Here is a 16,508-nt window from a genome sequence, read left to right as displayed (position 1 = left end):
TTTTCCGCAAGAAGGAAGCGAGTGGCGGCCTCTGGAAAATGGAAATGCAAGATCTTCTCGTCGTTTATATCGCCTATGTCATCGCGGCAGGCAGTCCCGGGCCAAGCAACATGGCCATCATGAACGTGGCAATGCGCCAAGGGCGCCGGCCGGCGCTTGCACTCGCCGCCGGGGTGATCACCATGTCGACCTGCTGGGGTCTGATCGCGGTCACCGGCATTTCCACATTGTTGGTCCGCTATGCTCAGGCCCTCATCGTCCTCAAAATTGCGGGTGGGCTCTATCTCCTCTGGCTCGCCTGGAAGGCCGCTCGCTCGGCCGTTGCCGCGGATGGGCCGGCAGGTGAGTTCTCCCGGCCTGCTGCCGCGCTCGGCGCGCTGTATCGGCGTGGAATCCTGATGCATCTCGGGAACCCGAAGGCGGTGCTGGCCTGGGTGGCGATCATGTCTCTCGGCCTCAGGCCTGGCGCGTCGCCTGAAATGGCCGTCATGGCTTTCGCCGGCTGCGTGCTTCTCGGGATCTCGATTTTTTCCGGTTATGCCGTGCTTTTCTCGACGGCGCCGATGGTGCGCGGGTATGCGCGGGCGCGCCGCTGGATCGAGGGAAGTCTTGCCGTCTTCTTCGCCGGCGCGGGTTCGCGCCTGCTGTTCTCCCATTGACCGCCCTTTGAGGATTGCATCATGTCTCCTTCGCCGTTTCATGGCCTGTCGGCCTTTCCGCCAACGCCTGCCGATCCGCATGGCCGGATCGACACTGAGGGGCTTGGCCGCTTGCTGGAACGCCTGTGCGAGTCAGCTGTGGCCTCCATCGGCCTTCTCGGCAGCACCGGGATTTACGCCTATCTCACGCGCGAGGAGCGGCTGCGGGCCGTCAAGGCGGCGGTGGAATGCGTCAATGGCCGCGTTCCGCTGGTTGTCGGCGCCGGCGCTCTGAGGACGGACCATGCCCTGGATCTGGCGAGGGACGCCGAGGCTGCCGGCGCGGATGCGCTTCTGCTTGCGCCTGTGTCTTATACGCCGCTGACCCAGGAAGAGGCCTACCAGCATTTCCTCGCAGTGGCGAAGGCGACCAGGCTTCCGCTTTGCATCTACAACAATCCCGGCACGACGCACTTCACCTTCAGCCGCGAGCTTCTGCAGCGCCTCTCCGATATCGAGACGATCAAGGCGGTGAAGATGCCGCTGCCTGTTGACGGCGACTTACGAGGGGAGCTTGCGCTATTGCGGGAAAGGACCGATCTCGCGATCGGCTACAGCGGCGATTGGGGCGCGGCGGAGGCACTGCTTGCAGGCGCAGACGCCTGGTATAGTGTCATCGGCGGCCTGCTTCCGCGCACGGCGCTCGCTCTGACGAAAGCGGCCATGGCCGGCAATGACGGCGAGGCGCGGCGGCTCGATGATCTGCTGCAGCCGCTTTGGGAGGTGTTCAAGGCGTATGGAAGCATTCGCGTGGTCTATATGATGGCCGAGCATCTCCTGGATATCCGGGCGGAGCTTCCGCGTCCCCTCCTGCGGCTTGGGCCGGCGGACCGCGAGCGTGTGCTCGACATTGTCCGGCCGCTGATCGAGCTGGAACATCAATCCTTGTTGTAAAGGCTGCTCAGCGGCTTTTTCAGTATGCTTTCGCGCAGCGACGGGCCGGGTTCCCGGCGGGTGATCGGTGGCTGATCGGCCGGCGGCGCCGGCCGGGGAAAGACCGGTTCCTCGCGACGCAGTTCGCGGCGCAGCGCGTCCAGCCGCGGATCGATCGGGGCCGGCTCGGCGGGGTCCAGCCGCGGCGCCTGCGGTAGTAATTCGCGCCGGTAGGATCCGAGTGGCGCCGAAGCCGGCGCGAGCGGGGGGACGGGCTTTGTGTCGAAAGCCTCGTCGGCTTCCTCCGCCTCATCAGAACCCGGCATGGATGCCGCAACGCTCTGCTGGAAATTTGAAATGTCGGGGCTGACGGTCACCGCCCGCATACGGGTGACGATCTTGCGTAGATCGACCGTGTCGGGATCTTCCTCACTGTGCTTGTTATTGGCGCTGGCGGCCTTCGGCAGGAGGCTTTCGTCGACATGGGAGAAGCGCATGCGCATCGGCACGCTGATCGCCTCGCCGAAGGCGATCGCTTCGCCATTGCCGATCGAGGAGATGAAGCTCGTCGTCGAGATCGACGAATTCGGGATGGCCGAGCGGATGATTTCCTGGTCACGGTCATTGGCAAGGCGCATGGCAAAGAGCGTCGAACATTGCGACAGGATCGTCTGGTCGAGCTCGCCCGGCCGCTGGGTGATGATGCCGAGCGAGACGCCGTATTTGCGGCCTTCCTTGGCGATGCGGGCGATCGCCTGGCGCGTCGGGATGAAGCCAAGGTTCGGATCGGACGGGATATAGCGGTGCGCTTCCTCGCAGACGACGAGCATGTGGATGGCGCCATCGCTCCAGAGCGCCACCTCGAAGGCCATGCGGCAGAGCACCGAAGCGACCGAATTGACCACCTCGGAAGGGATGCCCGCCAATTGGAAGGTGCAGATCGGCCTGCTATCGCCGGGAATACGGAAGATCTGCGCGATGGTATCGGTGATCGTATCGCTGATCGTATTGTTGGAGAACATGAAGTGATAGCGCGGATCGTTGATCGCAGCGATGAGGCGCATCTTCAGCGACCGCAGGGAAGGCTTTTCCGTACGGCCTTCCAGGCGGCCAATGCGCTCGTCGATCAGCGCCAGCAGGTCGGCCATGCGGTAGGGGACGGGTGTATCGGCAGTAATTGAGCTCTTTTCCGTCGTGCGGCGCACCAGAGAATTGTCGCTGCCACGGAAGGCCCGCTTGGCCTCCGGCATGATGTCGCGCAGCATGTCGAGCTCGTCGGGCACCGGCGGACGGCCGCGGAAGACGACTTCGGCAAACTCTTCGAGCCGCATCAGCCAGAAGGGCAGGTCGAGCGTATCGGTATCGATGGTGACGGCGTGTTTGGGAAAGGCGGCGGCGAATTCATTGTGCGGATCGAGGATCAGCACGCGCAGCTTCGGATCCGCCGCGATCGCCTTGTGCAGGAGCAGCGACACGGCCGTCGATTTGCCGACGCCGGTCGAGCCGACGACGGCGAAATGCTTAGAGAGCATCGAGGGGATATGGATCGCCGCATCGATGCTTTCGTCCTGCGTCAGCTTGCCGATGACGGCGGTCGTCCCCGTTCCGGCATCATAGATGCGCATCAGGTCGGCGGCGCGGATGCGATGGGCGATGGCGCCGAGATAGGGATAACGCGATATACCGGTCGAAAATTCCTCGCGCCCGTCCTCATCGACGCGGACTTCGCCGAGAAGCTCCGTCTCGATCTTGAAATAATTGTCCTCGCCTTCGCCCCAGGCATGGCTGCCGGTATTCATGGAATAGACGAGGGCGACGACGCGGTTGCGGCCGACGCTGATCGAAATCAGCCGGCCGACAGACCAGAGTTCGGTGAGATCGGTGCCGCCCTGTTCGGCGACGGCGGCAATGGTCGCCCTGGAGCCGCTGCATGCAACGACGCGGCCGAGAAAGCGATTTCCCGGCGTATGGCCGTCGCGTCGATCGTGCTCGCCTGCCTTGCCAGACATGCGCAAGTCGTTGTTGAGCAAAGGCTACTCCTTGCAGTAGCGTTAAAGGATAAAGTCGATCCTTTAACAAATCCTTCATCCTATCGATTTTGAGAGGCGCGGACGCGGGGCAGTTTTTTATTGCGGCATGCGTTGACGCTGCGAAATTTTCTGTCTATCACTTCCCGCCATGAAAATCGCAACGGCTCTTATCGTGGTGGGAAGGCGCATGGGCAGGATGGTGTAACCATCCGGCGATAGCCACCCATGCGCTAGATGACAGGTCCTCCGGGGCCTTTTTTTGTGCCCGAAATCGGGCTCCCGGCCACAAACGCAAATCCCAGCATCAAACGGAAAAGACAGATGAGCACGGACAATCAGGCGGCAGGCAATCGGATGACGGGGGCGGAGATCGTTCTCAAGGCGCTGAAGGACAACGGCGTCGAACATATCTTCGGCTATCCCGGCGGCGCGGTCCTGCCGATCTATGACGAGATCTTCCAGCAAGACGACATCAAGCACATCCTCGTCCGCCACGAGCAGGGGGCAGGCCATGCGGCCGAAGGTTATGCCCGCTCCACCGGAAAGGTCGGCGTCATGCTGGTCACCTCAGGTCCGGGCGCTACCAATGCGGTCACGCCGCTGCAGGATGCGCTGATGGATTCGATCCCGCTCGTCTGCCTGACCGGTCAGGTTCCGACCCCGCTGATCGGCTCCGACGCCTTCCAGGAATGCGATACGGTCGGCATCACCCGGCCCTGCACCAAGCACAACTGGCTGGTCAAGGACGTCAATCAGCTCGCCGCCATCATTCACGAGGCCTTCCGCATCGCCCAATCCGGCCGTCCCGGGCCCGTCGTCGTCGATATTCCGAAGGACGTGCAGTTTGCGACCGGCACCTACACACCGCCCGCCGATTACGCGATCCAGAAGAGCTACCAGCCGAAGATCCAGGGCGACCTCAACCAGATCCATGCAGCGATCGAACTGATGGCGAATGCGCGCCGTCCGATCATCTATTCCGGCGGCGGCGTCGTCAATTCCGGCCCCGAGGCCTCCAAACTGCTGCGCGAGCTGGTCGAACTCACCGATTTCCCGATCACCTCGACGCTGATGGGCCTCGGCGCCTATCCCGCTTCCGGCAAGAACTGGCTGAAGATGCTCGGCATGCACGGCTCCTACGAAGCCAACATGGCGATGCATGATTGTGACGTCATGGTCTGCATCGGCGCCCGCTTCGACGACCGCATCACCGGCCGCCTCAACGCCTTCTCGCCGAGCTCGAAGAAGATACATATCGATATCGATCCGTCCTCGATCAACAAGAACGTCCGCGTCGATATCGGCATCCGCGGCGATGTCGGCCATGTCCTCGAAGACATGGTCCGCCTGTGGCGGGCGCTGCCGAAGAAGCCGGAGAAGAACCGACTCGAAGGCTGGTGGAGCGATATCGCCCGCTGGCGGGCGCGTAACTCCTTCGCCTATACGAAGAACAACGACGTGATCATGCCGCAATATGCGCTGGAGCGGCTGTTTGCACATACCAAGGACCGCGACACCTACATCACCACCGAAGTCGGCCAGCATCAGATGTGGGCAGCACAATTCTTCGGCTTCGAACAGCCGAACCGCTGGATGACCTCGGGCGGCCTGGGCACGATGGGTTACGGCCTGCCGGCGGCCCTCGGCGTCCAGATCGCTCATCCCGGCAGCCTCGTCATCGACATTGCCGGCGATGCCTCGATCCAGATGTGCATCCAGGAAATGTCGACGGCGATCCAGTACGATGCGCCGATCAAGATCTTCATCATGAACAACCAGTATATGGGCATGGTGCGCCAGTGGCAGCAACTGCTGCACGGCAACCGCCTGTCGCATTCCTATACGGAAGCGATGCCCGATTTCGTCAAACTGGCGGAAGCCTATGGCGCCGTCGGCCTGCGCTGCGACAAGCCGGACGAGCTCGACGATGCCATTATCGAGATGATCGAGGTCAAGAAGCCGGTCATTTTCGATTGCCGCGTTGCCAATCTCGCCAACTGCTTCCCGATGATCCCCTCGGGCAAGGCGCATAACGAAATGCTGCTGCCCGACGAAGCCACCGACGAAGCGGTCGCCAACGCGATCGATGCCAAGGGCCGCCAGCTCGTCTAAGACTTAATAATTGCGCATAATTCCTTTCCGAAAATCGTGGCCGATTTTCGGGGTTATGCGGCGAGAGGAAACCCAGGACCATGAACGCACACCTTCAGCCCACGGGCTCTGCCTATTTCATCTCTCCGGAAACGACCGCGGTCGAGAGCCACACGCTCTCGGTTCTCGTCGACAACGAGCCCGGCGTCCTTGCTCGTGTCATCGGCCTGTTCTCCGGCCGCGGCTACAATATCGAGAGCCTCACCGTCTCCGAGACCGAGCACCAGGCGCATCTGTCCCGCATCACCATCGTTACCCGCGGGACGCCGCATGTGCTGGAGCAGATCAAGGCGCAGCTCGAACGCATCGTGCCCGTGCATCGCGTCGTCGATCTGACGGTGCGGGCCCGGGAACTCGGCCAGGATCGGCCGATCGAGCGAGAAGTGGCGCTGGTTAAGGTGATCGGCGAAGGCGAAACGCGCGCCGAGACGCTGCGGCTTGCCGATGCCTTCCATGCCAAGGTGGTCGACGCGACGATCGACCACTTCATTCTGGAGATCACCGGCAAGTCGTCGAAGATCGACCAGTTCATCGCGATCATGAAGCCGCTTGGGCTGATCGAGGTCTGCCGGACGGGTATTGCCGCGATGAACCGTGGTGCGCAGGGGATGTGAGTTCCACCCGGCTTGTTAGGTTTACGCCAATGGGTGCCCCTCACCCTAACCCTCTCCCCGTTCTGACGGGGAGAGGGGACGTGCCAAACGAGCTGTCAAAGGGAACGAAGGATTTGCGGCGTGTTCCCTTCTCCCCGCAAGGTGCCGGCAGGGGCAAGCGCCGCGCTCACAGCATCTCCAGCGGCTTTTTCCTGGACGGCGGCGGGAAGGCGGCGTCGAGCGCTTGCCAATCCTCCTCGGTGATATCAAGCGAGATACAGTCGCGGTTTTCGCGAACGCGTTCGGCATTCGAGGTCTTCGGGATGGCGATGACGCCGTCGCGTTTCAGGAGGAAGGCGAGCGCCAATTGGGCGGGTGTCGCCTGGTAGGCCTTGGCGATATGAATTAGTTCCGGATGATGGAGGACGTGTCCCTGCTCGATCGGCGAATAGGCCATAACGGGGATGCCGCGGCTCCGGCACCAGGGCAAAAGGTCGAACTCGACGCCGCGGCGGGTGAGGTTGTACAGCACCTGGTTAGCGGCGACATTGGCGCCGTCGGGCACGCCAAGCAGTTCCTCCATGTCGTCGGTATCGAAGTTGGAGACGCCCCAGGCGCCGATCTTGCCGGAGGCCTTGAGCATCTCGAAGGCAGCGACGGTCTCGGCGAGCGGATAGTTGCCGCGCCAGTGCAGGAGATAGAGATCGATACGATCCGTGCCTAGGCGCTCGAGGCTGTGTTCGCAGGCCTCGATCGTGCCTTTCAGGCTGGCGTTCCAGGGGTAGACCTTGCTGACGATGAAGACCTCGTCGCGTCGTCCTTTGACCGCCCGGCCGACGATCTCCTCGGCGCCGCCGTCGCCATACATTTCGGCGGTGTCGATCAGCGTCATGCCGAGATCGATGCCGGCTCTGAGGCTCTCGATCTCGGCCCTGGCATGACCGGCATCCTCGCCCATGGCCCAGGTTCCCTGGCCGAGTGCCGGCACGGCTATGCCGTTCGGAAATTTTACGGAGGGGATGGGGTCTTCCTGCATGGCTCTTCTTTCTGCTCAAGAGATTGGGCCGCGTCGCCATCTTTCAAGTAATCCTGTCACCATGACAATGATGCAATGGCATCGGCGATTTAGGACAGTTATGCTGACCTAAATAAAGCGGGCTGCTGGAAAAGCCGGCTTCGGGAGGTCGCATGCCGCTGGATACGTTTCTCGCCCTCGTTCTCTTCGCCTTCACGACGTCGATCACACCGGGCCCGAACAATATGATGCTCTTCGCCTCGGGCGTGAATTTCGGCTTCCGCAGAACGATCCCGCATATGTTCGGTATCGGTGCCGGCTTCTTCCCGCTGCTGATCGGCGTCGGTTTCGGGCTCGGGGCGTTGCTGCACACGATGCCCGTTGTCTATACGGCGCTAAAGTTTGCGGGCGGTGCTTATCTCGTCTGGATTGCCTGGAAGATCGCTTCGTCGCGCTCGCTCAGCGAAGGTCAGAGCGGTGCGGCGCCGATGTCCTTCGTCTCGGCGGCGGCTTTCCAGTGGATCAATCCGAAAGCCTGGGTGATGGCGGTGACCGCGATGGCGACCTGTACCAATCCCGAGCTTTACCTATTGAGCGTGCTGATCGTCGGCCTGGCTTTCGCGGTGGTCAACGTGCCGAGCGTTTCGACCTGGGCGGGTTTCGGCTCGGCGCTCCGGGAATGGCTTTCCGATCCGGTGCGGCTGAAATGGTTCAATATCACCATGGCCGTGCTTCTGGTGGCGAGCCTCTGGCCGATGCTAAAATAGCGCGATCGACGGTTTCGTCAGCATCAGCCAGAAAATGCCAAGGACGGCCGAGAAGGCCGGAAAGCCGAAAACGAACCAGATGCGATAGAGACTGAAATAACGGGGCGGCAGGGCACTTCCCGAGCTTGCCGCGGCGCGCGCGAGGTCGCGCAGTTGGATTTGAATCCAGACGACAGGCAGCCAGAACAGGCCGGTCACCACATAAAGCAGCAGCGACAGCGCAATCCAGCCCTCCGAGAGGTCCCAGCCGATCGATCGCGCCAGCAAATAGCCGGTGACAGGCTGGAGAAGGGCAGCGGTCGCCGTGAAGATGGTGTCGGCGATGACGACGGTTGCGGCGACATGGGCGATGAGCACGGGATCGCGCGTGCGATGCGCCATCACCATGAAGAAGGCGATGCCGGCGCCGGTGCCGAAGAGCACGGTCGCACCGATGACATGGGCAAGCAGCAGCCATTCTTCGAGCATCAGCGTTCATCCAGGGTGGCAAGGGCCGTGAGCGTCAGCAGGATCGATGGCAGCACCTTGACGAGCGGACCGAGCGGATCGAGCCAGAGGGCGGGTTCGAGAAGTGTGCCGCCTGTGAGATAGGCCAACGAGACGGCTAGCATGCCGAGGAGGGCGCGTCCGGCGAGCGGGCGGACAAGGACGGCGGCGCCGAGGGCGATGTCGATGAGGCAGGTGACAAGCGTCAGCGCCATTGCCGCCGCCGCTGGCATGAAGGGCAGGAAATGCGCGGAGGCCTTCTGCACCGCCAGCAAAGGGATCAGGCCGGAGAGCAGCCAGAAGGCCGACAGGCCCGCTATGACGAGCGGCTTCAGGAGATAGAGCCGGGCGAACCAGAGATCCTGCACGCCGGAGGGATTGGCCGAAAGCGTTGCCGCAGCTGATGTCGCGGCAGGGCCACTCTCCGCCTTCGCGCTTTTGACGCCTTCGGACATGACGGTCATTGCCGTCGAGCGCAGCGGCGAACGCCAGCCGAGCAGGCCCGCGCCATCGGCGAGCCAGGTCACGGGCCGCGCAAGCCAAGGCGCAAGAGAAAAGACGCGGGCCGGCGGCAGGCCCAGCCATTGCCGGTGCAGGCGCACGAGATCGGCGAGCGTCAGCACCTCGTCGGCGGCAAGAACGATATCCCCGTGCAGATCGCCCGCAACCGCCTGCGACACGGCCTCCGCCACGCCATCCACGGAAAGCGTTTCGACCGGGCTTTGCGCATGAGTGAGTGGCAGCGCCAGCGGGAAGGCGGCCAGCGCCCGGATGAGCGACGAGCCGCCATGGGCATTGCGGCCGAGAACGAGGGCAGGGCGCAGGATGAGGTGAGGCAGGCCGCTTGCCGCCAGCGCCTCGTCGGCTCGCCGCTTGGTGGCGAGGAAGGGAAGGTCTCCAGCCGCGCCCGCCGTCCTTGCCGATATCTGGATGATCAGGGGACGCGAGCGTTTCGCGGCGGCATAGAGCGCCAGCATTGCATCCGCCTGAGTGGCCGCCAGATCGTCCGACAGGCCATCCTGCAGCGCGCCGGCGCAATTGACGACGACATGCTGGTCGTTCAGGAGCTTCTCCCAATCCTCAGGCTTCGTCATGCGCGAGAGATCGGCCCGCCGCCAGTTTATGTCCGGCTGCTTCAGGTTCGCCCGCGCGGGATTGCGGCCGAGCCCGGTCACGGCATGCCCATCGGCCGCGAGTCGGGCTGCCACGACGGAGCCTATGAAGCCGGTTGCGCCGAGAATCAGGATGTTCATGGCAGGAGATTAGCGGAAAAGTTTGAACGGGATAGGAGGGCTTGGCGGGGGCGTGGGGTGTGATAGAAGGGGAGAAGACGTTTCCATGAAGGGCGAGACATCTCCGCGATTCCGCTTCTCCCCAGCGGGGAGAAGATGCCGGCAGGCAGATGAGGGGGTGAGCGGCACAGGCCGCGAATGCACGAAGCGTCAGCGAAGGGCAACAATGACGGGTGTGCCCTGCGGCCCCCTCATCCGACCCTTCGGGCCACCTTCTCCCCGCTGGGGAGAAGAGGGAGCAAGACGCCGTTTGGGAGGAGACTGCCTTGCACGACGACCACAATCACGATCACGGGCACGATCACGACAACCACTATTCCGACATGCAGGCGCGCGTCAAAGCGCTGGAGACGCTGCTGACGGAGAAGGGGTTGATCGATCCGGCGGCGATCGATGCGATCGTCGAGACATATGAGACGAAGGTGGGGCCGCGAAATGGTGCGCGTGTCGTCGCGAAAGCCTGGAGCGATCCTGAATTCGCGGACTGGCTGAAGCGCGATGCGACGGCGGCGATTGCGAGCCTTGGGTTTACCGGCCGGCAGGGCGAGCATATGCGCGCCGTCTTCAATACATCAGACATCCATAACCTCATCGTCTGCACGCTCTGCTCCTGTTATCCCTGGTCGGTGCTCGGCCTGCCGCCGGTCTGGTACAAGGCGCCGGCCTATCGCTCGCGCGCCGTCCTCGATCCGCGTGGCGTGCTGGCCGAGTTCGGGCTGGTGCTGCCTGAAGAGAAGAAGATCCGCGTCTGGGATTCAACGGCGGAGTTGCGTTATCTCGTGATCCCCGAGCGGCCCAAGGATACGAAAGGCATGGACGAGCCCGCATTGGCCGGTCTCGTCAGCCGCGACGCGATGATCGGGACGGCGATCGCAGGCAGCCCGGAGGCTCTGTCATGAATGGACCGCACGATCTCGGCGGGCAGATGGGTTTCGGGCCGGTCGCGCCTGAGAAGGACGAGCCCTATTTCCATGCCGAATGGGAAAAGCGGGCGCTCGGCATCACGCTTTCCTGCGGCGCTTTCGGGGCCTGGACGATCGATGAAAGCCGGCATGCGCGCGAAAACATTCCGCCGGCCGATTATCTCGCGGCGAGCTATTACGAGATCTGGATTCGCGGCATCGAGATCCTGCTCGAACGACACGGTTTTGCGACGCGCGAGGAATTGCTGTCCGGGCGTAGGCTGCAGGATGGGGCGGCGCCCAAGCGGGTGCTGAAGGCAGAGATGGTACCGGCGGTTCTTGCCAAAGGCGGGCCATGCGATCGTCCTGTCGAGGCCGCGCCGCTCTTTGCTGTCGGCGAGACGGTGCGGACGAGGAATTTCAATCCGGCCACCCATACGCGCCTGCCGCGTTATGCCAGAGCCAAAACTGGCGTCGTCGAAGCGGTGCAGGGTTCCTTCGTCTTTCCCGACGACAATGCGCATGGCAAGGGCGAGAACCCGCAATGGCTCTATACCGTCGTCTTCGACGGCACTGAGGTCTGGGGCGAGGGTGCGGACCCGTCGCTGACCGTATCGATCGATGCATGGGAGAGCTATCTTGAGCGTGTGTGAAATACCCTCTCAGCTCTCGCAATCGCCGGGCCTACCGAAGTCGCCGGAGGGTGATCCTGTTTTCCCTGAGCCCTGGGCGGCTGAAGCCTTCGCCATGACCGTGCATCTGCATGAGAAGGGGCTGTTTTCCTGGAGCGAGTGGGCAGCTGCTCTCTCAAACGAATTGCATCAGCCCGGCCGGACCGAGGACGGCGGCGACTATTTCGACTGCTGGGTGGCGGCGCTTTCGGACATGCTGGTCAGTCGCGGCGTGGCGAATGCATCCGCCATCCTCGATCTGCAGAAGAGCTGGCAGCGGGCGGCGGAAGCGACGCCGCATGGCAAGCCGATCGAACTTGCCAACGATCCGCTGCGCTAAAGCTCATGACGGGAACTGCCGATAGCACTCCTCGGCCACCGCGCGCAGAGTCTCGCGCGAGATTTCGCCGGTGACGGCGTAGCCGAGTTCGCCGTCGATCCAATAGAAGGTCTCGAGATTGCCCGACGAGGCGAAGCGGAAGCTCGTCGTGCGGTTTTCCGTGTTGCGGCCGACCATGACGGTCAGGCGCTCGCCGGCCTGGTTCTCGTACATGAACATCGCGCCTGGCCGGCCATCGACCGGCAGCAGGCGACCGCCGACCAGCTTGAAGCCGAGCGGCTGCAGGTTCGGGATCTTGAGGTTCTCGATTGCCAAGCGTTTGCCAAGCCAGATGGCGAGATGGGCCTCCTCGTCGGCGAAGACCTCGACGGGATGGCGGACCTCGGCGGCATAGACTGTAAAGGCGGTCTCTGCCTGTTGCGGCAAAGTTTCCAAGCCGGCAAGCTGCAATTCGGGCTTTTCCAGAAGGGTTGGTCCGTAATGGCCGCTGACGGCGCCGAGGGCGAAGACGGCGAGCATTGCGGCTGCGAGTGCCCAGCGCCTCCGCGTGGGCGCGACCGCGCGTGGGGGCGCGACCAGCAGGGGATCAGTGTCCCTGGCCTTCTCATACCCGGCAAAGAGGGAACGGATGCCTGAGTTCTGCGCCTGCCATTCGGCGATCATCGCGGCTTCATCCGGGTTGTCGGCGAGGTAGGCCTCGATGCGGGCACGCGAGCTTTCCGGCAACTGCCCATCGGCATAGGCGTGGAGATCGGCTTCGGTGACGATCGGGTTGGTCTCGTTCATTTCGGTCTCCGAAGCGTAATCACGTTATCGGCCTTCAGGTGCTCGGCCACGCGCCGACGGGCGCGCGACAGGCGCGACATGACGGTGCCGATCGGGATATCGAGGGCGGTGGCGACCTCGCTGTAGCTATAGCCCTCGATGACGACGAGCATCAGCACGGCGCGGTGCTCCTCCGAAAGGCTGTTCAGCGCGTTGTCGAGCCGCGCACGCTCCAGCGGATCGGCCGGCGGTTCTGGAGCGGCCATATTCTCTGCTGCGTCGAGCTCGACCAGGCCGTCGTGCGCCTTGCCGCGCCGGCCGTTGCGATAGAGATTGGTCATGATGGTCAGAACCCAGCCGCGCAGATTGAGGCCGCGCCATTGGCCGCGGCGCGTCAGGATCTTCTCGACACAGTCCTGGAGCAAGTCCTCGCCGTCGGCATCCGAGCGCGTCAGGCTGCGCGAATAGCGCCTGAGCGAGGGCAGGAGGGCCAGGATCTGGCCCTCGAACGTTTCGGGTGCAGGTGTCTTCACGCCGACCCTCTTGCGATCGGAGCCTCTGCCATCAAGGTTTGGCGAGTTCCCAGTTGCCGCCGACGCCGTCGCCGGTGATGTCGCCGGCCTTCTTGTCCTTGACCCAGTAATAGAGCGGCATGCCGTCCTTGGCCCATTGCTTCTTACCATCCTTACGGTCGATGATCGAATATGCGCCTTCTGCCTTGGCATCGGAAGCGGCCATCAGCGGCGGCCAGTTCTTGGCGCAATCGCCGTTGCAGTTGGAAACGCCCTTGGTGTCTTTCTTGAAGGTGTAGAGGGTCATGCCGTTTTCGCCGGCAAGTACCTTGCCCTTGGCGGATTCGACTTCCTTGACGGGAGGGGCGGCGAAAGCAGCGGTCGCGGCAAGGGCGGCTGCGGCCGCGACGGACAGGAATTTCACGGATGTCATGATGTCTCTCCTCAGGTTGGGCACGCAATGCTGCGATACCTGAGATGAGACACGGGACGAGGCGATTTTATTCCCGGCTGGGGGAAAGTTTTGTTGAGGCAACGGTGCGTTGCGGCAAGCACACCGATCAGCCCTCATGTTGAGGAGGCCCCGTGGGCCGTCTCGAACCACGAGGGCAGGGTGATTAGCATTTGTTGCATGCAGATATTGCTGGGGCCAGCGCCGGTGGCCAGCCCCGTCCTTCGAGGCCTCTACGGAGCATCTACGGGATGAAGCTGGAGAGAGGTCGCGTGAGAGCAATCGCAGCGAGGGATGAGATCTGCTCGGCGAAGGTGGACGTCTTCGCTGTCGCCGCCGGCCATTTACATCATGACGTTTTGCGGATATTCTATATCCTTAATTCCGGCCGCGAGCCGGCCCATGACACGAGTTGCTGAATGATCCTGAAAAGCCAGGTCGAGTGGGCGCTGCATTGCTGCGCCATTCTCGCGGGCCTGCCCGAGGGCAGGTATCTCTCCACCAAGGCGCTCGCCGAGCTTCATGGTCTGCCGAAGGAATATCTCTCCAAGGCGCTGCAAAGCCTTTCACAAGCCTCGCTCGTCGATACCACGCTCGGCCCGAGCGGCGGCTACAGGCTTGCGAGATCCCCGTCCGAGATCAACTTCCTTGATATTGTCGAGGCGGTGGAGGGAAAGGCGCGCAGCTTCGCCTGCACGAATATCCGGGAGAACAATCCGTGCCGGCCGGCAGGCTATTGTGACAGCAAGCCTTGCGCGGTTGCGCGCGTCATGTGGGAAGCCGACGAGGCTTGGCGAAATACGCTGAGAGCCGTGCGGCTCTCCGATCTCGTAGGCACCTTATCCGAGGAGGTGCCGGCGGACATCTGGCAAGACACGTTCCAATGGGTGCTCCAGCGTGCCGGCTGATCATGCCCTGAAGATGGTCCTGATGGTCTTCAGGATTGCGTGCGCGTTGCGTGCTTGTTCCGGGGGCAGGGCAACGCCGTCGCGGAAGCGTTCGGCGCGGCCAGCGAGGGCTTCGGCGATCTCTTCGGCCAGGGCTGGGCGTTCGCTAAGGAGCGGCGCGAAGGCCGCCTGGCCGATTTCATAGATCGTCACTGGGGTCAGGGCCTCCAAGGTGCAGACTTCCTGCATGCCGGCGAGCAGGCCTGTCTCGCCGAAGAAATCACCTGGCGCAAACCGTCCGCGCTCTTCGCCTTCGCGCCGCGCCACGATGATGCCGGCGCGCACCATCATCAGCGAAGGCAGCATTTCGCTCTCCCGCACGATCACATGGCCTTTGCGGAACTGCCGGACAATCGTGGTCTCGGCGAGCCTCTGCCTCTCATCTGATGTCAGTGTTGCAAAGACCGGAATGGCTTCAATCAGCGCAAGCGGCGTGACGGTCGGCGGCTTGGCGTTTTCTTCCGTCGGCAGATCGGCGGTCAGTACCTGGGCCGCGGGCGGAACGGCCAAAAGCAGGCCGGCGGATTTGCAATGGCGATAGACGAGATCGAGCACCTCGTTTCGCGCCGTCACGCGCTGGCTGGGGCTCGTCACCCGAAACAGCAGCTCGACCTCGAGTCCGGTGGCATCCAGCCCTTTCAACGAGACGACCGGCGCAGGCTCGCGGACAATCGAATTGCAGCTCGTGAGCGCGGCGAGCATGACCTGGCGGATCGATGCCGGCATCCGCGTCGGGGCGATGCGGACGGTCAGGATCAGCAGATGGGTCTCGTCCGGCCGGCTGACATTAGTCAGGCCGAGTTTCGCGAGAAAGCTGTTCGGCAGGACGACGACATTGTTGGCGCTGGTCAGAATGTGCGTCGCGCGCCAGTTGCTTTCGACGACACGCCCTTCCGTGCCGTCGCTCAAGAGGATCCAGTCGCCGATGACATAGGGCCGGCCGAGCGTCAGGGCGATGCCGGAAAAGACGTCGGCGAGTGTGTTCTGGAGTGCCAGGCCGAGGATAATGGCGACCACGCCTGATGTCGCGACGAGAGTGCCGATCGGTACGCCGAAGACGAAAGCGAGGACCGAGAGCGCCATGCCGATATAGACGATGCCGATGACGAGATCCTGCAGCAGGCGGGCCTCACGCGGGCTTCCCTCCAGCACCAGATAGAGCCTGATGAAACCGATCACGGCCCATGCCAGGTGGACCCACCAGAGCGATTTGGCGAGGATGACGAGCAGGGCCTGCGGGTCTTCGGACTGATATCCCTGAAAACGGTGGGGTTCGATGCCGCTGCCGACGAGGATCAGCGTCATCACCGCAAAGAAGAGGATCTGCACCACCAGCCGCGTTGTCGGCCGCTGACTGGAGAGGAAATACCAGACGATGATGCCGGCAAAGCCGACGACGATGAGGGATATCAGCGGCTTGCCGAACAGCGCGTCGTAGAGCATCTCTCTGTCTCCGGAAGGGGCGGGCGGCACATGATTTAGCATGTCGGCCGCCCGCGCAAGCGGCGGCCTCTGCGCGGGCGGCCGTCGGCGAATACTCACTTTTTCAACGGGAAAGTCAGTTCTTTCTGCTTGGTGTCGACGACGAAGACGGCGAGCAGGCGGGCAGGCTTGCTCTGGCTGCCATTGGCGCTGACGCCATGGCGGTCGCCCGGCATTTCGGAGAAGCTCTCTCCGGCCTGATTCTTGACCGGGCCGTCATTGACCTGGCTGCGGATCGATCCCTCGAGAACGGTGGCGTAGATGAAGGCCGAGTCCGGGTGAGTATGGCCTTCAGAGAAGCCGCCGGGGCCGTATTCGACCAGCACGCCCTTGATGCTCTTGCCCGGCACGTTCGGCAGCTCGTGCTTATAGACGAGCGTCACCGTCGCGGATTTGCTGCTGTCATGGGCGGCAGCACCCGTGATCGCCAGAAAGGCGAGCGCGGCGGCGATGATTGATAATCTGATCGTGGGAATCTCCTTTGTTGCTGAGGTGGAGAGGACGCGTCCGAGCGGCCGGGTCCTGAGGCAAGC

The 16,508-nt window shown here is 63.0% G+C and carries 18 protein-coding genes; 9 read left to right on the top strand and 9 right to left on the bottom strand.

The genetic code is table 11. The features are described from left to right. The first annotated feature begins 44 nt into the window (after nucleotides 1-44). Both GGD53_RS28015 and GGD53_RS28010 read left to right on the top strand, forming a co-directional pair. Nucleotides 45-659 (top strand): LysE family translocator, encoded by a 615-nt coding sequence (locus tag GGD53_RS28015; RefSeq protein WP_184459976.1) that lies wholly within the window; start codon nucleotides 45-47, stop codon nucleotides 657-659. 18 nt (nucleotides 660-677) lie between these two features. Further along, nucleotides 678-1,592 carry a dihydrodipicolinate synthase family protein gene (locus GGD53_RS28010; RefSeq protein WP_184459994.1) on the top strand — a complete coding sequence of 305 codons (915 nt, stop codon included), beginning with the start codon at nucleotides 678-680 and terminating at the stop codon, nucleotides 1,590-1,592. Here GGD53_RS28010 and GGD53_RS28005 read toward each other — a convergent pair. Continuing rightward, a complete protein-coding gene (locus tag GGD53_RS28005) occupies nucleotides 1,577-3,601 on the bottom strand; it encodes an ATP-binding protein (RefSeq protein WP_184459975.1) in 2,025 nt (674 codons plus the stop codon). The two genes, GGD53_RS28010 and GGD53_RS28005, sit on opposite strands and share 16 nt — an antisense overlap. Nucleotides 3,602-3,922: 321 nt before the next feature. Between GGD53_RS28005 and GGD53_RS28000 the strand changes: the two genes are divergently transcribed. Together GGD53_RS28000 and ilvN are read left to right on the top strand one after the other, a co-directional pair. Beyond that, nucleotides 3,923-5,713, top strand: a complete 1,791-nt coding sequence (locus tag GGD53_RS28000) for an acetolactate synthase 3 large subunit (protein ID WP_184459974.1) — start codon at nucleotides 3,923-3,925, stop codon at nucleotides 5,711-5,713. Between the two features lie 80 nt (nucleotides 5,714-5,793). Continuing rightward, nucleotides 5,794-6,366 (top strand): acetolactate synthase small subunit, encoded by a 573-nt coding sequence (gene ilvN / locus GGD53_RS27995; RefSeq protein WP_011426035.1) that lies wholly within the window; start codon nucleotides 5,794-5,796, stop codon nucleotides 6,364-6,366. A gap of 166 nt (nucleotides 6,367-6,532) precedes the next feature. Here the strand turns inward: ilvN and GGD53_RS27990 are convergent, their stop codons facing one another. Beyond that, nucleotides 6,533-7,381, bottom strand: a complete 849-nt coding sequence (locus tag GGD53_RS27990) for an aldo/keto reductase (RefSeq protein WP_184459973.1) — start codon at nucleotides 7,379-7,381, stop codon at nucleotides 6,533-6,535. A gap of 152 nt (nucleotides 7,382-7,533) precedes the next feature. Between GGD53_RS27990 and GGD53_RS27985 the strand changes: the two genes are divergently transcribed. Further along, nucleotides 7,534-8,127 carry a LysE family translocator gene (locus GGD53_RS27985; RefSeq protein ID WP_184459972.1) on the top strand — a complete coding sequence of 198 codons (594 nt, stop codon included), beginning with the start codon at nucleotides 7,534-7,536 and terminating at the stop codon, nucleotides 8,125-8,127. Here the strand turns inward: GGD53_RS27985 and GGD53_RS27980 are convergent. Continuing rightward, nucleotides 8,119-8,595, bottom strand: coding sequence for a DUF2269 family protein (locus GGD53_RS27980; protein ID WP_184459971.1), 477 nt, complete (start codon nucleotides 8,593-8,595; stop codon nucleotides 8,119-8,121). The two genes, GGD53_RS27985 and GGD53_RS27980, sit on opposite strands and share 9 nt — an antisense overlap. After that, complete coding sequence (locus GGD53_RS27975) at nucleotides 8,595-9,866, bottom strand: SDR family oxidoreductase (protein WP_184459970.1); 1,272 nt, start codon at nucleotides 9,864-9,866, stop codon at nucleotides 8,595-8,597. Before GGD53_RS27975 ends, GGD53_RS27980 begins: the two co-directional genes overlap by 1 nt. A 362-nt stretch (nucleotides 9,867-10,228) precedes the next feature. On the opposite strand from GGD53_RS27975, the gene nthA reads away from it, so the two are divergent. Genes nthA through GGD53_RS27960 form a run of 3 tightly spaced genes read left to right on the top strand, consistent with a single transcriptional unit; the run spans nucleotide 10,229 to nucleotide 11,818 of the window. After that, nucleotides 10,229-10,804, top strand: coding sequence for a nitrile hydratase subunit alpha (gene nthA / locus GGD53_RS27970; protein ID WP_246717904.1), 576 nt, complete (start codon nucleotides 10,229-10,231; stop codon nucleotides 10,802-10,804). After that, complete coding sequence (gene nthB / locus GGD53_RS27965) at nucleotides 10,801-11,460, top strand: nitrile hydratase subunit beta (RefSeq protein WP_184459968.1); 660 nt, start codon at nucleotides 10,801-10,803, stop codon at nucleotides 11,458-11,460. The genes nthA and nthB overlap by 4 nt, the downstream gene beginning before the upstream one ends. Beyond that, nucleotides 11,447-11,818: a nitrile hydratase accessory protein gene (locus GGD53_RS27960; RefSeq protein ID WP_184459967.1), complete on the top strand. Its 372-nt coding sequence runs from the start codon at nucleotides 11,447-11,449 to the stop codon at nucleotides 11,816-11,818. Before nthB ends, GGD53_RS27960 begins: the two co-directional genes overlap by 14 nt. A gap of 3 nt (nucleotides 11,819-11,821) precedes the next feature. On the opposite strand, the gene GGD53_RS27955 is transcribed toward GGD53_RS27960, so the two are convergent. Genes GGD53_RS27955 through GGD53_RS27945 form a run of 3 tightly spaced genes read right to left on the bottom strand, consistent with a single transcriptional unit; the run spans nucleotide 11,822 to nucleotide 13,528 of the window. Further along, complete coding sequence (locus GGD53_RS27955; RefSeq protein ID WP_184459966.1) at nucleotides 11,822-12,604, bottom strand: anti-sigma factor family protein; 783 nt, start codon at nucleotides 12,602-12,604, stop codon at nucleotides 11,822-11,824. Beyond that, nucleotides 12,601-13,116 carry a sigma-70 family RNA polymerase sigma factor gene (locus tag GGD53_RS27950; protein ID WP_184459965.1) on the bottom strand — a complete coding sequence of 172 codons (516 nt, stop codon included), beginning with the start codon at nucleotides 13,114-13,116 and terminating at the stop codon, nucleotides 12,601-12,603. Before GGD53_RS27950 ends, GGD53_RS27955 begins: the two co-directional genes overlap by 4 nt. Before the next feature lie 31 nt (nucleotides 13,117-13,147). Continuing rightward, nucleotides 13,148-13,528 (bottom strand): COG4315 family predicted lipoprotein, encoded by a 381-nt coding sequence (locus GGD53_RS27945; RefSeq protein ID WP_184459964.1) that lies wholly within the window; start codon nucleotides 13,526-13,528, stop codon nucleotides 13,148-13,150. A 437-nt stretch (nucleotides 13,529-13,965) separates the two neighbouring features. On the opposite strand from GGD53_RS27945, the gene GGD53_RS27940 reads away from it, so the two are divergent. After that, on the top strand, nucleotides 13,966-14,454 hold the full coding sequence (locus GGD53_RS27940) for an RrF2 family transcriptional regulator (RefSeq protein ID WP_184459963.1): 489 nt from the start codon (nucleotides 13,966-13,968) through the stop codon (nucleotides 14,452-14,454). On the opposite strand, the gene GGD53_RS27935 is transcribed toward GGD53_RS27940, so the two are convergent. Together GGD53_RS27935 and GGD53_RS27930 are read right to left on the bottom strand one after the other, a co-directional pair. Continuing rightward, a complete protein-coding gene (locus GGD53_RS27935; protein WP_184459962.1) occupies nucleotides 14,455-15,936 on the bottom strand; it encodes a cyclic nucleotide-binding domain-containing protein in 1,482 nt (493 codons plus the stop codon). A gap of 95 nt (nucleotides 15,937-16,031) precedes the next feature. Next, on the bottom strand, nucleotides 16,032-16,442 hold the full coding sequence (locus GGD53_RS27930) for a cupin domain-containing protein (protein ID WP_184459993.1): 411 nt from the start codon (nucleotides 16,440-16,442) through the stop codon (nucleotides 16,032-16,034). Between the last annotated feature and the right edge of the window lie 66 nt (nucleotides 16,443-16,508).

The sequence above is a fragment of the Rhizobium aethiopicum genome (genome assembly GCF_014197535.1).
Taxonomy (GTDB): Bacteria; Pseudomonadota; Alphaproteobacteria; order Rhizobiales; family Rhizobiaceae; genus Rhizobium; species Rhizobium aethiopicum_A.
Note: the sequence above shows the minus strand (reverse complement) of the source record. Positions and strands in the feature narration are given on the sequence as shown.

What these genes read in the sequence shown, in the direction of transcription:
- GGD53_RS27975 (WP_184459970.1), bottom strand. Translation starts at nt 9,866, where the DNA reads ATGAACATCCTGATTCTCGGCGCAACCGGCTTCATAGGCTCCGTCGTG.
- GGD53_RS27985 (WP_184459972.1), top strand. Translation starts at nt 7,534, where the DNA reads ATGCCGCTGGATACGTTTCTCGCCCTCGTTCTCTTCGCCTTCACGACG.
- nthA (WP_246717904.1), top strand. Translation starts at nt 10,229, where the DNA reads ATGCAGGCGCGCGTCAAAGCGCTGGAGACGCTGCTGACGGAGAAGGGG.
- GGD53_RS27990 (WP_184459973.1), bottom strand. Translation starts at nt 7,381, where the DNA reads ATGCAGGAAGACCCCATCCCCTCCGTAAAATTTCCGAACGGCATAGCC.
- GGD53_RS28015 (WP_184459976.1), top strand. Translation starts at nt 45, where the DNA reads ATGCAAGATCTTCTCGTCGTTTATATCGCCTATGTCATCGCGGCAGGC.
- GGD53_RS27935 (WP_184459962.1), bottom strand. Translation starts at nt 15,936, where the DNA reads ATGCTCTACGACGCGCTGTTCGGCAAGCCGCTGATATCCCTCATCGTC.
- GGD53_RS27955 (WP_184459966.1), bottom strand. Translation starts at nt 12,604, where the DNA reads ATGAACGAGACCAACCCGATCGTCACCGAAGCCGATCTCCACGCCTAT.
- nthB (WP_184459968.1), top strand. Translation starts at nt 10,801, where the DNA reads ATGAATGGACCGCACGATCTCGGCGGGCAGATGGGTTTCGGGCCGGTC.
- ilvN (WP_011426035.1), top strand. Translation starts at nt 5,794, where the DNA reads ATGAACGCACACCTTCAGCCCACGGGCTCTGCCTATTTCATCTCTCCG.
- GGD53_RS28000 (WP_184459974.1), top strand. Translation starts at nt 3,923, where the DNA reads ATGAGCACGGACAATCAGGCGGCAGGCAATCGGATGACGGGGGCGGAG.
- GGD53_RS27945 (WP_184459964.1), bottom strand. Translation starts at nt 13,528, where the DNA reads ATGACATCCGTGAAATTCCTGTCCGTCGCGGCCGCAGCCGCCCTTGCC.
- GGD53_RS27940 (WP_184459963.1), top strand. Translation starts at nt 13,966, where the DNA reads ATGATCCTGAAAAGCCAGGTCGAGTGGGCGCTGCATTGCTGCGCCATT.
- GGD53_RS27980 (WP_184459971.1), bottom strand. Translation starts at nt 8,595, where the DNA reads ATGCTCGAAGAATGGCTGCTGCTTGCCCATGTCATCGGTGCGACCGTG.